This is a genomic window from Cupriavidus oxalaticus (assembly GCF_016894385.1).
Lineage (GTDB): Bacteria > Pseudomonadota > Gammaproteobacteria > Burkholderiales > Burkholderiaceae > Cupriavidus > Cupriavidus oxalaticus.
This window is the reverse complement of sequence record NZ_CP069812.1, coordinates 3,302,602-3,317,919: the sequence shown is the minus strand read 5'-3', so window position 1 is coordinate 3,317,919 and position 15,318 is coordinate 3,302,602. Positions and strand designations below refer to the sequence as shown.

Annotated in this window: 12 protein-coding genes; 10 read left to right on the top strand and 2 right to left on the bottom strand. The window is 67.2% G+C overall.

The genetic code is table 11. From position 1 onward, the window contains the following. From JTE92_RS27715 to JTE92_RS27705, 3 genes are all read left to right on the top strand, one after another. Positions 1-741: a lytic transglycosylase domain-containing protein gene (locus JTE92_RS27715; protein WP_063241566.1), complete on the top strand. Its 741-nt coding sequence runs from the start codon at positions 1-3 to the stop codon at positions 739-741. Beyond that, positions 738-1,667, top strand: a complete 930-nt coding sequence (locus JTE92_RS27710) for a 2OG-Fe(II) oxygenase (protein WP_063241567.1) — start codon at positions 738-740, stop codon at positions 1,665-1,667. The genes JTE92_RS27715 and JTE92_RS27710 overlap by 4 nt, the downstream gene beginning before the upstream one ends. 99 nt (positions 1,668-1,766) lie before the next feature. Continuing rightward, positions 1,767-2,390, top strand: coding sequence for a LysE family translocator (locus tag JTE92_RS27705; RefSeq protein WP_063241568.1), 624 nt, complete (start codon positions 1,767-1,769; stop codon positions 2,388-2,390). Between the two features lie 84 nt (positions 2,391-2,474). On the opposite strand, the gene JTE92_RS27700 is transcribed toward JTE92_RS27705, so the two are convergent. Both JTE92_RS27700 and ffh read right to left on the bottom strand, forming a co-directional pair. Next, entirely contained in the window at positions 2,475-3,017 is a 543-nt protein-coding gene (locus JTE92_RS27700; RefSeq protein WP_063241569.1) for a hypoxanthine-guanine phosphoribosyltransferase, read from the bottom strand. A gap of 28 nt (positions 3,018-3,045) precedes the next feature. Continuing rightward, complete coding sequence (gene ffh / locus JTE92_RS27695) at positions 3,046-4,440, bottom strand: signal recognition particle protein (RefSeq protein ID WP_063241570.1); 1,395 nt, start codon at positions 4,438-4,440, stop codon at positions 3,046-3,048. Positions 4,441-4,569: 129 nt separating this feature from the next. Here ffh and JTE92_RS27690 point away from each other — a divergent pair, with 129 nt between their 5' ends. The 7 genes from JTE92_RS27690 to JTE92_RS27660 all read left to right on the top strand — a co-directional run bounded on the left by JTE92_RS27690 (position 4,570) and on the right by JTE92_RS27660 (position 15,072). After that, the gene (locus tag JTE92_RS27690) at positions 4,570-5,532 is read left to right on the top strand and encodes a cytochrome C assembly family protein (protein WP_063241571.1); all 963 of its coding nucleotides are present in this window, start codon (positions 4,570-4,572) and stop codon (positions 5,530-5,532) included. 6 nt (positions 5,533-5,538) lie between these two features. Continuing rightward, positions 5,539-5,841, top strand: coding sequence for a PP0621 family protein (locus JTE92_RS27685; RefSeq protein WP_063241572.1), 303 nt, complete (start codon positions 5,539-5,541; stop codon positions 5,839-5,841). After that, positions 5,838-7,970 carry a sensor histidine kinase gene (locus JTE92_RS27680; RefSeq protein ID WP_063241573.1) on the top strand — a complete coding sequence of 711 codons (2,133 nt, stop codon included), beginning with the start codon at positions 5,838-5,840 and terminating at the stop codon, positions 7,968-7,970. Before JTE92_RS27685 ends, JTE92_RS27680 begins: the two co-directional genes overlap by 4 nt. A gap of 31 nt (positions 7,971-8,001) precedes the next feature. After that, positions 8,002-9,693: a sigma-54-dependent transcriptional regulator gene (locus JTE92_RS27675; RefSeq protein ID WP_063241574.1), complete on the top strand. Its 1,692-nt coding sequence runs from the start codon at positions 8,002-8,004 to the stop codon at positions 9,691-9,693. Then, on the top strand, positions 9,690-10,295 hold the full coding sequence (ampD, locus tag JTE92_RS27670; RefSeq protein WP_063241575.1) for a 1,6-anhydro-N-acetylmuramyl-L-alanine amidase AmpD: 606 nt from the start codon (positions 9,690-9,692) through the stop codon (positions 10,293-10,295). The genes JTE92_RS27675 and ampD overlap by 4 nt, the downstream gene beginning before the upstream one ends. A gap of 509 nt (positions 10,296-10,804) precedes the next feature. Then, a complete protein-coding gene (locus JTE92_RS27665; protein ID WP_063241576.1) occupies positions 10,805-13,741 on the top strand; it encodes a ribonucleoside-diphosphate reductase subunit alpha in 2,937 nt (978 codons plus the stop codon). Positions 13,742-13,884: 143 nt separating this feature from the next. Beyond that, on the top strand, positions 13,885-15,072 hold the full coding sequence (locus JTE92_RS27660; RefSeq protein WP_063241577.1) for a ribonucleotide-diphosphate reductase subunit beta: 1,188 nt from the start codon (positions 13,885-13,887) through the stop codon (positions 15,070-15,072). Positions 15,073-15,318 lie beyond the last annotated feature (246 nt).

Below are 15,318 nucleotides of genomic sequence, written 5' to 3'. Positions count from 1 at the left end.
ATGCGCGCCGCCCGCGCAATGCCCGCCGCCCGCCGCCTTGCCGGCGGGCTGCTGCTGGCGCTGGCCGCGGCGGCAGTGCATGCCGGCGCGCAGAAGGAAGAAGACCTGGCAGATTCCGTGCGCGGCGCGCTGGCCGCGGCGATTGCAGACGACCGGCCCACGCGGCCGGTCTTTGCATCCGGCGGCGAGCGCCTGGCTTACCTGAAGTGGCTGGGCGAAATGTCTTCGCGCCTGGCCACGCGCATCCCCGAGCCGCAGGTGCGCGTGGAACTGATCGAAGTCGCCTACTACGAGGCCAAGCGTGCCGGGCTGGAGCCCGCGCTGGTGCTGGGCCTGGTCCAGGTCGAGAGCAATTTCCGCAAGTACGCGATCAGCTCGGCCGGCGCGCGCGGGCTGATGCAGGTGATGCCGTTCTGGGTCCGCGCCATCGGCGACAACGACCCGCGCAAGCTGTTCCACCTGCAGAGCAATCTGCGCTACGGCTGCACCATCCTGCGCTACTACCTCGACCGCGAGCAGGGCGACCTGTACCTGGCGCTGGGCCGCTACAACGGCAGCCGCGGCCGCCCCGAGTATCCCAATGCCGTGCTGGCGGCGTGGAAGCGCTGGCAGTACTCCGAAGCCTCGGTCACCGTCGCCGGCGATCCGGACAATGCACCCGCACGCGCCCCGCGTGCGCTGCCGTCCGACCCGCCCGAACGCAACCCTTTCTCGCCGCGCCGCGTCGCCAACCCGTCATGATCCGCGAAGCATCCGTTGCCGGCGGCAAGGCCGGCTATACCGAATCCTCGCCCGAGCTGGAGCAATGGCTGGCGCGGCATGTCGCGCAGGGCTTTGGTGCCGATGCGCTGGTGCTGTCGATGCTGCGTTCGGGCTATGACGACGCCTTTGCGCGCCGGGCCGTGGCGGCGGCGTTCGGTGGCGGCATCGCGCCGGCCAGCCGGGACAAGCAGGCGCCGGCACGCGCAGCAGCCCCGCAGGCCAAGGCCGTGGCAGGGGCCGCGTCCGGTCCCTCGGCACGCCCGGCGGCTTATGTGGCCGACGGCGGCGACCGCCAGGTGCCGATCCTGTTCCGGCTCGCCTCGCCGCAGATCCGGCTGTACCAGCAGCTGCTGAGCGCCGAAGAATGCGACGCGCTGGTGGCGCTGTCGCGCGGCCGGCTGGCACGCTCGCCGGTGGTCAATCCCGACACCGGCGACGAGAACCTGATCGACGCCCGCACCAGCATGGGCGCCATGTTCCAGGTGGGCGAGCATGCGCTGATCGAACGCATCGAGGCGCGCATCGCCGCGGTCACCGGCGTGCCGGCCGAGCACGGCGAAGGCTTGCAGATCCTCAACTACAAGCCCGGTGGCGAATACCAGCCGCATTTCGATTTCTTCAATCCGCAACGGCCGGGCGAGGCACGCCAGCTGACCGTTGGCGGCCAGCGCATCGCCACGCTGGTGATCTACCTGAACACACCCGAGGCCGGCGGCGCCACCGCGTTCCCGCGCGTGGGGCTGGAAGTGGCGCCGGTAAAGGGCAACGCGGTCTACTTCAGCTACCTGCTGCCGGACGGCGCCCTGGACGAGCGCACGCTGCATGCCGGTCTGCCGGTGGCGGCGGGCGAGAAGTGGATTGCGACCAAGTGGCTGCGCGAGCGGCCATATCGCAGCGAAGGCTGACCGCGCCGGTCCTGTATCGGCAATTTGCTGAAAAAGTGTACCGGTACTGTACCGCTGACTGACCGTAGACTGATTCCCTGAACGCCCCTGGAGTCAGTCATGGAAGTATCCCAACTCGCCGCCGGCACCGGTGTCTTTGCCGCTTTTGCCGGTTTTGCGCTGGTGTCGTCGATCACGCCCGGTCCGAATAACACGATGCTGCTGGCTTCCGGCGTGAACTTCGGGTTCTTGCGCACGGTGCCGCACCTGCTCGGCGTCAGCATCGGCTTTGCGCTGATGGTGGGGCTGGTCGGGCTGGGGCTGGGGTCCCTGTTCCACGCCTTCCCGTGGACCTGGCAGGTGCTGCGCGTGGTGGCGACGGTCTACCTGGTCTGGCTGGCGTGGAAGCTCGCCACGGCCGGCGGCGTGCAGGACCGGCAGGTGGCGCGGCCGATGGGCTTCTGGGCCGCGGCGGCGTTCCAGTGGGTCAATCCCAAGGCGTGGGTGATGGCCGTGGGCGCGTGCAGCACCTATGTGCTGCACGGCAACCTGTGGCTCAACGTGCTGCTGCTGGCCGGGATCTTCGGGGTGGTGAACCTGCCCAGCGTGGCGATGTGGGCGTTATGCGGCTCGGCGCTGCGGCGCTGGCTGGCAAGGCCGCGGGTGCTGCGCGCGTTCAATATCGGGATGGCGGTGTTGCTGCTGGCGTCGCTGTGGCCGATTTTGGGGTCGCACCAGGCGTAAACGATGTGACCTCGCGTCACGAACGGATTGCGTGCTCCCTCTCCCGCTTGCGGGAGAGGGGAGAAAACCATCAGGACAGCAAAATCAAACCAGCGCCCGGATCGCGCCCAGATTCCGCCAATACCCCTTGGCATCCATCCCGCACCCGAACACATAGCGATCCGGCACCGCAAAGCCGCAGAAGTCCGGATGCATGGGCTTGGGTTTGCTCAGCGTCTTCTCGCAGAGCACCGCGGCGTGGAATTCCCTGGCGCCCATGTCCATGATGCGCTCGCGGATCGCGGCCATGGTCTCGCCTTCATCCAGGATGTCGTCCAGCACCAGCACCACGCGGTCCTTGACCGATTCGCGCGGGGCCACGCGCCACTGCATCTCGCCGCCAACGGTCTTGTTGTTGTAGCGCGAGAGGTGGATGTAGTCGAACTCCAGCGGGAACGCCAGCTTGGGCAGCAGCATGCCGGTGAACACCACCGCGCCGCCCATCACGGACAGCACCAGCGGGAAGGCATCGCCCATCTTGGCGGTGATCTCGGCGGCCATGCGGTCCAGCGAGGCCTGGACTTCCTCGGCCGAGACGATTTCTTCGGAGTTGGCCCACAGTTCGCGGGCCTGTACGGCGCTCATCATGATGTCGTTCCTGTTCTCTTGCCCGGGCTCAACGATTGAAGAGGCCCTTCATGCCGCCCTTCATCGCGCCCATCTGGCGCATCATCTTCATCATGCCGCCACCCTTGAGCTTTTTCATCATGGATTGCATCTGGTCGAACTGGTTCAGCAGGCGGTTGACTTCCTGAACCGGCACGCCGGCACCGGCGGCAATGCGGCGCTTGCGGCTGGCCTTGATCAGGTCGGGCTTGGCGCGCTCGGCCGGCGTCATGCTGTTGATGATGCCTTCCATGCGGGCCACCTGCTTCTCGGCCTGGTCCATGTTGGCGCCCTGCGCCTGCTGGGCGAACTGCGCCGGCAGCTTGTCGACCAGGCTGGCCATGCCGCCCATCTTCTTCATCTGGCCGATCTGCGCCTTGAAGTCTTCCAGGTCGAAATCGCCGGTCTTCTTGATCTTCTTGGCCAGCTTCTCGGCCGCTTCCATGTCGACACCGCGCTGGGCTTCCTCGACCAGCGCCATGATGTCGCCCATGCCCAGGATGCGCTGGGCCATGCGGTCGGGGAAGAACGGCTCGAGCCCGTCCAGCTTTTCGCCGACGCCGACGAACTTGATCGGGCGGCCGGTGATATGGCGCACCGACAGCGCGGCACCGCCGCGCGCGTCGCCATCCAGCTTGGTCAGCACCACGCCGGTCAGCGGCAGGGTGTCGTTGAAGGCCTTGGCGGTGTTGACCGCGTCCTGGCCGAGCATGGCGTCGACCACGAACAGCGTCTCAGCCGGCTTCAGCTCGGCGTGCAGCGCGGCGATTTCCTGCATCATCGCCTCGTCGATACCCAGGCGGCCGGCCGTATCGACGATCAGAACGTCGTGGTAATGCTTGCGCGCCCAGTCCACCGCGGCGCGGGCGATCTCGACCGGCTTCTGGTCCGGCTGCGACGGGAAGAAGTCAGCACCGACCTGCTCGGAAACGGTCTTCAGCTGGGCGATGGCGGCGGGGCGGTAGACGTCGCAGGAGACCGTCAGCACCTTCTTCTTCTTGTTTTCCTTGAGCCACTTGGCCAGCTTGCCGACCGTTGTGGTCTTGCCGGCACCTTGCAGGCCGGCCATCAGGATGATGGCGGGCGGCTGCACGTTCAGGTTCAGCTCGGCTTCCTTATTGTTGCCGCCGGCGGCCTCGGCGCCGCCGATGACCGAGGTCAGCTCGCGCTGGACCACGCCGACCAGCGCCTGGCCCGGCGTGAGGCTGGTGATCACATCCTCGCCCAGCGCCTTTTCCTTGACGCGGGCGATGAATTCGCGCACGACCGGCAGGGCCACGTCGGCTTCGAGCATGGCAAGGCGCACTTCGCGCAGCATCTCGGCGGTGTTGGCCTCGGTCAGGCGCGCCTCGCCGCGCATGGTCTTGACCACACGCGCCAGGCGTTGAGTGAGATTGTCCAGCATGGCAGGAATCGGGGGGATATCGGAGCAGGAGCTCGGTCTGGAATCGGGGCAGGCCCGTGCCTGTTGCGGCGCTGGAGCACCGGTTCAACCGGCCGCCACCGTCCGTGGGCACTAAGGTAAACTGCGCAAATGGTCATTGTACTGTATGCCCTGACGGCACTTCTCTATTGCGGCCTGGCCTGGCACGGCTGGGCCACGCGCCATGCCGGCGTTGCCTCCACCGCCGCCAAGGCGGGACCAGCCGGCGGCGCGGCCTCGGCCGTGCTGGTCGCCGGCGGCCCCGGCAGCGCATTGCCACCGGCGGGCGGCGCGCACGGCGAGGGCCGGCCGGCCTGGTGGCACGTGCTGATGCTGGCGGCGCTGGCCAGCCACGGCATGCTGCTGCACGAAACCATCTTCCCGGCCGAGCGCATGGTGTTCGGCTTTGCCTTCGCGCTGTCGGCCATGCTGTGGCTGGGCGTGGGCATCTACTGGATCGAAAGCTTCTTCTTCTCGCTGGCCGGGCTCGGGCTGATTGTGATCCCGGTGGCGCTGGTTGCCAGCCTGATGCCCCTGGCCTTTCCCGGCTCGCAGATCCTGGGCTATGCGGCGCAGCCGCTGTTCAAGCTGCATTTCATCATCGCCAACGTGGCGTACGGGCTGTTCACGCTGGCGGCGTTCCATGCCTTCCTGATGCTGCTGGCCGAGCGCCGGCTGCACGGTTTCCGCCACGCACCGGCACGGCCGGCCGAGGCCAGGGCCACGCAACCCAGCCAGTGGCTGGGCCGCTGGCTGGACCTGCTGCCGCCGCTGCTGACACTGGAGAAGCTGCTGTTCCGCCTGATCGGCGCCGGCTTCGTGCTGCTGACGCTGACGATCGGCTCGGGCCTGCTGTTCTCCGAAGAACTGTTCGGCCGCGCCTTCCGCATGGACCACAAGACGGTGTTCGCGCTGATCTCGTGGGCCATGTTCGGCGGCATCCTGGCCGGGCGCATCTTCCGCGGCTGGCGCGGCAAGGTGGCGCTGCGCTGGGTCATCGCCTCGTTCGGCATCCTGCTGCTGGCCTATGTCGGCAGCCGCTTTGTGATTGAAGTGGTCCTGCACCGTCTCTGAAGCACCATGGCACGTATCCTGATCCTGCTGGCCGTGGTGCTGGGCATCTTCTGGTGGCTGCGCGCCCGCGCCGAAGCGCGGCTGGCGCAGCAACGCGCCCGCCAGCAAGCCAGCGAAGCCGCGGCGCGCGCCAACGCCGGCCAGTCCCAGTCCGCCGAACCGATCGCCGAACCGATGGTCCAGTGCGCCCAGTGCGGCGTACACCTGCCGCAAGGCGAGGCCATTGCCTGGCGCGGGCTGCACTACTGCCGGCGCAGCCATCTCCCTGACGAAAGCAGCAACGCTGACGGCGGCGGTGCCCGCCCATGATCGAACCGGCGCTGTCAGGCTGGCAGCGGCTGAACGCCTGGCGCGGCCTGGCGCAGCTGTGGCGTCAGCCTGAGCCGCCCGAATTCCACTGGCGCCTGCTGCGCTATTTCTGCTGGACCCGTGTGGCCGTGGGCCTGCTGCTGCTCGGCTACGCGCTGATGCGGCGCGGCGAGGTGGTCCCGGCGCCGTTGCCGTCATTGCCGCATTCGCTGCTGCCGGGCTTGCCTTTCGGCCTGGCCGGCGCCGAGCATGCGGCGGCCATGACGGTCGCCGTGCCTTACCTCGGCATTGCGCTGGCGATGCTCGCCGGCACGCTGTGGCGCCGCCATTTCCACCTGCGCGTGCGCGTGCAGGTGCTGGCCGACCTGGCGCTGCTGGCGCTGGTCTTCCACGCCATCGGCCACCCCGCCAGCCAGGGCCAGGCCGACGGCCTCGCCATGATCTTCCTGCTGCCCGCGCTCGAAGCCGGCGCGCTCACCAGCCTGCCGTTCGCGCTGTTTGCCGCGTCGATCTCCGCGCTGGTGGTGATGGGCGGACCGTTCATGCATACCATCCTGCTGCGCCAGGCCGATGCCGGGCTGCTCGGCTCGGGCCTGTTCGGCCTGGTGTTCATGATCGCGGCGCTGCTGATGTACATGCTGGCCAATCGCCAGATCGCGCAGGAGCGGCTGGCGCTGGCGCGCGAGCAGGAATTGCGCATGCAGCAGCTGGTCAACCGGCTGATGGTCAACGACATGCAGGACGGCGTGATGCTGGTGCGCGCCAACGGCGCCGTGGTGGCGGCCAACCCGGCGGCGGTGGTGCTGCTGGGCGTGCAGGCGCACGAGCGCATCTATTCGCGCCGGCTGGGCGCGCCGGCGGGGCAGGGTAGCGATGGCGACACCGTGCTGTTCGACCTGCGCCGCATCCCGCGCCTGCAGCCGCTGATGGAAATGCTGCGCGACTGGCTGCGCAGCAAGGACGACGTGCCGCGTATCCTGCAGCTGCTGCCGATGGCATCCGGCACCGCGCTGGCCGACGGCACCATGCAGCACACCCGGCTGCGGCTGCGCTTTGTGCTGCCGGGGCTGGCGGGTTTGCGCTCGACGCTGGCGCACGGGCGCACGGTGCCGTCGCAACTGGATACCGCCGCCTGGAACGAGCTCTCGCCCGAGGCCGCCGCCCGCCTGCGCCTGGCCATCGCGCAGAACGAGGCCATGGCCTGGTCGCAGGAAGACGAAGCGCTGCTGCGCAGCGAGATGCGCGACACCGTGCTGGTCCATATCGAAAGCTGGGAGCGCATCGCCGAACAGGTGCAGCAGGAAAAGCTGGCCGCGATGGGCCGGCTGGTGGCCAGCATCGCACACCAGATCCGCAACCCGCTGGCGGCCATCAGCCAGGCCAGCGAGCTGCTGGCCGACTCCGCGCGGCAGGAGCCTGTTGCGACGGATCGGCCAGATAACACCGGCGGCGCCGACGTCGACATCGACGCACGCCTGCTGCGCATCATCCACGACAACGTGCGCCGCCTCGACCAGGTGGTGTCCGACGTGCTGCAGATGTCGCGCCGCCCGCGCACCGGCCGCAGCACCGTGCACCTGGCGCAGGCGCTGCCCGAGATCGTCGAGCGCTGGCGCCTGGAAATGCGCTCGCGCCGCCCGCGCGCCGGCGAGACCCGCCCGGCCGGCCGCGCGGACGTCAACGCCAACGCCATCCGCCTGACCGTCGACGTGGCCCAGCCGGTGGTGTTCGACGCCGCGCAGCTGCAACAGGTGCTGGGCAACCTGCTCGACAACGCCTGGCGCTACTGCAGCCGGCTGCCCGGCTCGATCCGGCTGCTGGCGCACGCGCTGGACCAGCATCACGCCGAGCTGATCGTCTGGAACGACGGCGCCGAGGTCTCGCGCGAGCACCAGCGCAGCCTGTTCGAGCCTTTCTTCACCAGCAACGCCCAGGGCACCGGCCTCGGCCTGTTCATGGCGCGCGAGCTGTGCGGCGCCAATGATGCGCAGGTGCGCTACGGTGCGGTCTCGGTGCCGGCGCTGGTCGAGCGCACCGGCGTGCTGGCCGCGGCCGCGCGCGATACACTGCCGGCCAAGGCCTTCGTGCTGACGCTGCGCATCGAGACCGCCGACGCGGCCGTCGCATGAACGGCGTCCGCCCACCCCCACACCCACCGCCATGCCACCCCGTACGCCCGATCCCATCCTCGTCATCGACGACGAGGCCGACCTGCGCGAGCTGCTCGACATCTCCATCCGGCGCATGGGCCATGACGTGGTGCTGGCCGGCTCGCTGGCCGAGGCGCGGCAGAAGCTGGCGCAGGGCCGCTACAGCCTGGTGCTGACCGACATGCGGCTGGGCGATGGCCTGGGCATCGAAATCGTGCGGCAGCTGTCGGCCGCGCCCGAGCGCATCCCGGTGGCGGTCATCACCGCCTACGGCAGCGCCGACAACGCCGTCGAGGCGCTCAAGGCCGGCGCCTTCGACTACATCGCCAAGCCGGTCTCGCTGGAGCAGCTGCGCAGCCTGGTGCTCAACGCGCTCGGCCGCCAGCAGCGCGACAGCACCGAGGCCGATGCCGGCGGCAGCGCCGGCGCGGACGCCGCCGCCGACCGCGCCGCGGCGTTGCTGCCGGGCCATTCCGTTGCCATGCAGGAGGTGCGCCGCTCGCTGTCGCGGCTGGCGCGCAGCATGGCCCCGGTGGTCATCAGCGGCGAATCCGGCAGCGGCAAGGAGCGCGCCGCGCGCGCCATCCATGCGATCAGCGCGCGCGCCTCGCATCCGTTTATCGCGGTCAACTGCGGCGCCATCCCCGAGACGCTGATGGAGTCGGAATTCTTCGGCCACGTCAAAGGCGCCTTCACGGGGGCCGACGGCGAGCGCGGCGGCTTCTTCCACGCCGCCAACGGCGGCACGCTGCTGCTCGATGAGGTGGCCGACCTGCCGCTGGCGATGCAGGTCAAGCTGCTGCGCGCGCTGCAGGAGCGGCGCGTGCGCAAGATCGGCGCCAGCCGCGAAGACGCCGTCGACGTGCGCGTGATGTGCGCCAGCCACAAGGACCTGGCCGCGATGGTCGCCGCCGGCCAGTTCCGCCAGGACTTGTATTACCGCCTGAACGTGCTGGCGCTGCGCATGCCCACGCTGCGCGAGCGCGGCGAAGACATCCCGGTGCTGGCGCGCGCCATCCTGGACCACCTGGCGGTGCGCTACGGCGACCCGCATCCCAAGCGCCTGGCGCCGGCCGCGCTGGAACAGCTGGCCGCCTACCGCTTCCCGGGCAACGTTCGCGAACTGGAGAACCTGCTCGAGCGCGCCTACGCCTTTGCCGAGAGCGATCAGATCGAGGTGGCCGACCTCGGCCCCTTGGATGCCGGCGCGCCCGGCGCCGGGCTGATGGCGCCCGCGCCCACGATGGCGTCACCGTTGCCTGCGACGCAGTACGCCCCCTGGGGCGCGCCGGGCATGTGGGCGCCGATGCCGCCCGCGGCGAGGCCCGCGCCAGTGATAGTGGCCGAACCCGCTGCCGCGTCACAGCGCCTCTCACAGGCCGCCTCACAGCCCGCCTCGCAGCCCGCCGCACCGTCCACCGCCCAGCCCGAACCCGCTGACGATGCCACCGAGCGCGCCTGCCGCGGCATCGTCTTCCCGATCGACCTGCCGGCCCGGCTCGAAGTCGTGGAGCGCGAGCTGATCCTGCAGGCGCTGGCGCAGACCAATTTCAACCGTACCGCCGCTGCGCCGCTGCTGGGCCTGAACCTGCGCCAGCTGCGCTACCGCATCCAGCAGCTGGGCATTCGCGAAGCCATGGACGCCGCCGACCGCGGCGTGGCCGAGAACGCCGGCGACGGCGCGGGCGAGGGCACGCCATGACGGGGCCCAGCCAGCCCGCGCAGGCTTTCCTGCCCGACGCCGACGGCTGGGTGCCCGCCGCCCGCCGCGTGCCGTCGCCCAATTTCGACCAGCGCCCGCCCGGCATGCCGGTGGACCTGGTGGTGCTGCACAACATCAGCCTGCCGCCCGGCCAGTTCGGCAGCGGCGACATCGAGGCGTTCTTCCAGAACCGGCTCGACCCGGACAAGCACTCGTTCTTCGCCACCATCCACCAGGTCCAGGTGTCCGCGCACTTCCTGGTGACGCGGCAGGGCGAGCTGGTGCAGTTCGTGCCGTGCACGCAGCGCGCCTGGCATGCCGGCCAGTCCGACTTCTTCGGCCGCACGCGCTGCAACGACTTCTCGATCGGCATCGAGATCGAGGGCTGCGATGATCTGCCGTTCACCTCCGCCCAGTACGACACCGTGGCCGCGCTGGTGCCGGCCCTGATGGCGGTCTACCCGGTGCGCGCGATTGCCGGCCACAGCGACATCGCGCCGGGACGCAAGACCGATCCCGGCCCGCATTTCGACTGGGACCGCCTTGCCGCCGATGCAGCCGTGCCGCCGGGCATGTTGCCCTATCGCCATACCACGGGGTGATGAATTCGTAACGTCATTCCCAATGGTCGTGCGCCCCTTTCAGGCACACATGCCCCATGCAGGTGAGGGGCTATCGCATGCTCGCAACAATCAAAAAAATTTTTGTGAAATGTGCAGTTGCGAACGGTTTCGCCGAAACCCTTGTGAGTACTAGGCTCCCGGGCATGTGGCGCTGCCGCACCCGCCAGCCCGACCGTGAAACGACCCTCAAATAGCGGTTGTCAAGACTGGTCATTCGGATTCGTTTCACTATACTTAGCCAAGTTTTCAGCAGCACCCACTATATCTAGTAGTCAAACCGGGGGCTGGCCCAAGTGTGAGGTGGCGGTTGCACAGTGTGTGCAACCCATCCGGAAACCTCCGCAAGGCTGGCGAATCACAAAGAGTCCCTGGCGAAATGTTCACGCAAAGGCAGTTTGTCCGTGCGCGGTCACACCGAAACGGATCCTTCTTTTCCGCCGCATTTCGCCAGGGACTCTTTTGTCTCTTTTATCCAGGGTAAAAACCACATGCAAACGGCCCAGAACGAACTCACCACGGGTGGCGCCGCCGCCGGCGTTGCCAGCCAGGCACCGAACGCACAGACCTCCAGCGCCGCTTCCACCAGCTACCCGGATCACAAGATCATCCGTCGTAATGGCGCCGTGGTGGCGTTCGAGCCGTCCAAGATCAACGTCGCCATGACCAAGGCCTTCCTCGCCGTCAACGGCGGGCAGGGCGCAGCTTCCGCGCGCGTGCGCGAGATCGTCGAGCAGCTGACCGACAACGTGGTGCGCGCGCTGGTGCGCAGCCGCCCGAGCGGTGGTGCCATCCATATCGAAGACGTGCAGGACCACGTCGAGCTGGCCCTGATGCGCTCGGGCGAGCATGAAGTGGCCCGCGCCTACGTGCTGTACCGCGAGAAGCGCGCCCAGGAGCGCGCCAGCGCCAGCGCCCAGGCCGTGGCCCGCGTGCAGCAGTCCGGCATCCAGATCAACGTGACCGACGCCGGCGTGACCAAGCCGCTGGACATCGTCGCGCTGCACGCCCTGATCGACAACGCCTGCTCGGGCCTCGGCGATGCCGTCAGCGCCGAGCCGATCCTGAAGGAAACGCTGAAGAACCTGTATGAAGGCGTGCCGATGACGCAGGTCTACGACTCGGCCATCCTGGCCGCGCGTACCCTGATCGAAAAGGACCCGGCCTACAGCCAGGTCACCGCCCGTATCCTGCTGCACACTATCCGCAAGGAAATCCTGGGCGCCGAAGTGACCCAGACGGAGATGTCGGCCCGCTACGCCGAATACTTCCCGAAGTTCATCGCGCGCGGCATCGAAGCCGAGCTGCTGGACGAAAAGCTGGCCACCTACGACCTGGCCCGCCTGGGCGCCGCGCTCGACGCCGGCCGCGACTTCCAGTTCAACTACCTGGGCCTGCAGACCCTGTACGACCGCTACTTCCTGCATATCGATGAAACCCGCATCGAAATGCCGCAGGCCTTCTTCATGCGCGTGGCCATGGGCCTGGCGCTGAACGAGGCCGACCGCGAAGCGCGCGCCATCGAGTTCTACCAGCTGCTGTCGTCGTTCGACTTCATGTCGTCCACGCCGACCCTGTTCAACTCCGGCACCCGCCGCTCGCAGCTGTCGTCGTGCTACCTGACCACCGTCTCCGACGACCTGGAAGGCATCTATGAAGCGCTGAAGGAAAACGCGCTGCTGTCCAAGTTCGCCGGCGGCCTGGGCAATGACTGGACCAACGTGCGCGCGCTGGGTTCGCACATCAAGGGCACCAACGGCAAGTCGCAGGGCGTGGTCCCGTTCCTGAAGGTGGTGAACGACACCGCCGTCGCCGTCAACCAGGGCGGCAAGCGCAAGGGCGCCGTCTGCGCCTACCTGGAAACGTGGCACCTGGACATCGAAGAATTCCTGGAACTGCGCAAGAACACCGGCGACGACCGCCGCCGCACCCACGACATGAACACGGCCAACTGGATCCCGGACCTGTTCATGAAGCGCGTGATGGAAGGCGGCGAGTGGACGCTGTTCTCGCCCGCCACCTGCCCGGACCTGCACGACAAGGTCGGCAAGGAATTCGAGCGCGCCTACCTGGGCTATGAAGCCAAGGCCGCCAGCGGCGAACTGAAGCTGTTCAAGAAGCTGCCGGCGCTGCAACTGTGGCGCAAGATGCTGGGCATGCTGTTCGAGACCGGCCACCCGTGGATCACCTTCAAGGATCCGTGCAACATCCGCAGCCCGCAGCAGCACGTCGGCGTCGTCCACAGCTCCAACCTGTGCACGGAAATCACGCTCAACACCAACGAGAGCGAGATTGCCGTCTGCAACCTGGGCTCGGTCAACCTGGTCGCCCACCTGGCCAAGCAGGCTGACGGCACCTACGCGCTGGATCACGCCAAGCTGCAGAAGACCGTGCGCACCGCGATGCGCATGCTCGACAACGTGATCGACATCAACTACTACGCTGTCGACAAGGCGCGCAATTCCAACCTGCGCCACCGTCCGGTCGGCATGGGCATCATGGGCTTCCAGGACTGCCTGCACGTGCTGCGCACGCCGTACGCCAGCAAGGCCGCGGTGCAGTTCGCCGACACCTCGATGGAAGCCGTGTGCTACTACGCCTACCAGGCTTCGACCGAGCTGGCTGAAGAGCGCGGCCGCTACAGCACCTACGAAGGCTCGCTGTGGGACCGTGGCATCCTGCCGCAAGACTCGCTCAAGCTGCTGGCCGAAGAGCGCGGCGGCTACCTGGAAGTGGACCTGTCCAGCACCATGGACTGGGACAGCCTGCGCGCCCGCATCAAGCAGCACGGCATGCGCAACTCGAACTGCATCGCGATCGCCCCGACCGCGACCATTTCGAACATCATCGGCGTGTCCGCCTGCATCGAGCCGACCTTCCAGAACCTGTACGTCAAGTCCAACCTGTCGGGCGAGTTCACCGTGGTCAATGACTACCTGGTGCGCGACCTGAAGGAACGCGGCCTGTGGGACGAAGTGATGGTTGCTGACCTGAAGTACTTCGACGGCTCGCTGTCGCGCATCGACCGCATTCCGCAAGACCTGCGCGACATCTACGCCACCGCGTTCGAAGTCGAGCCGACCTGGCTGGTGGAAGCCGCCAGCCGCCGCCAGAAGTGGATCGACCAGGCCCAGTCCCTGAACATCTACATGGCCGGCGCCTCGGGCAAGAAGCTGGACGACACCTACAAGCTGGCCTGGCTGCGCGGCCTGAAGACCACCTACTACCTGCGCACGATGGCTGCGACGCACGTGGAGAAGTCCACCGTGTCGCGCGGGTCGCTGAACGCGGTGTCGTCGGGCAGCGACAGCGGCTCCGCCCTGGACGCAGCCGCCGCATCGGCCCCGGCCATGCCGGAAGCCGAAGGCGCGGTCTGCACGATGCGCCCGGGCGACCCCGGCTTCGAAGAGTGCGAAGCCTGCCAATAAGTCTTACCTAACCCCCCGGTTTGCTCCCCTCTCCCGCCCGCGGGAGAGGGGCCGGGGGAGAGGGCCGGCGCAACCACGAAGTTGCACAAGTCAAAAAACACTGACCACCGCCGCCCCCAAACCGAATCACGGAGAACCACATCATGCTGAGCTGGGACGACGACGTTCAAGCCACCCCGCAGGCCGCACCGCAGCCTGCCCTGCAACCCGCTGCATCGGCTGCCACCGCTGACCAGCAAGGCGTCCTGCCGCCGAGCGCCACGCAAGCCGGCATCCTGGGCGACAACCCCAACGCCGCCGCCGCGCAGAGCAACCGCCGCGTCAACGCCGCCGACAAGCGCGTGATCAACGGCTCGACCGACGTCAACCAGCTCGTCCCGTTCAAGTACAAGTGGGCGTGGGAAAAATACCTGGCCGGCTGCGCCAACCACTGGATGCCGCAGGAAATCAATATGTCCCGCGACATCGCCCTGTGGAAAGACCCCAACGGCCTGACCGAAGACGAGCGCCGCATCATCAAGCGCAACCTCGGCTTCTTCGTCACGGCCGACTCGCTGGCCGCCAACAACATCGTGCTGGGCACCTACCGCCAGATCACCGCGCCGGAATGCCGCCAGTACCTGCTGCGCCAGGCCTTTGAAGAGGCCATCCACACGCACGCCTACCAGTACATCGTTGAATCGCTGGGCCTGAACGAAGCCGAGATCTTCAACGCGTACCACGAAGTGCAGTCGATCCGCGACAAGGACGAGTTCCTGATTCCGTTCATCGACACGCTGACCGACCCGTCGTTCAAGACCGGCACGCCGGAAAACGACCAGAAGCTGCTGAAGAGCCTGATCGTGTTCGCCTGCATCATGGAAGGGCTGTTCTTCTATGTGGGCTTTACGCAGATCCTGGCGATGGGGCGGCAGAACAAGATGACTGGGGCTGCGGAGCAGTATCAGTACATCCTGCGGGATGAGTCGCTGCACTGCAATTTTGGTATCGATCTGATCAACCAGATCAAGCTGGAGAACCCGCATCTGTGGACGGCGGAGTTCAAGGCTGAGATTACTGAGCTGTTCAAGAAGGCGGTTGACCTGGAGTATCGCTATGCGGAGGACACGATGCCGCGTGGGGTGCTGGGGTTGAATGCGCCGATGTTTAAGGGGTACCTGCGGTTCATTTGCAATCGTCGTTGCCAGCAGATTGGGTTGGAGCAGCTGTTTGCGAATGAAGAGAATCCGTTCCCGTGGATGAGCGAGATGATCGATCTGAAGAAGGAACGCAACTTCTTCGAGACGCGCGTCATTGAGTATCAGACGGGTGGGGCGTTGAGCTGGGATTGAGAGATCTCTTTCTCTACATCCGCATTGTGATAGAAAAATGGGAGCCAACTGGCTCCCATTTTTTCTACCCCCTGGTGATGCCTTACCTTCCTGGCTCGAATTGATGGGCAGCGTTCGATCAGGAAGCGCAGCTAGAATGAGTGCTTTCTCATCGATTTCATAACCTGGGGCTTGCAACCGATGCACTGTTCGTGCGGTCGCTGCGATACGCAGCGATGATGGAATGAGCGGTATCAAATCAAGAAC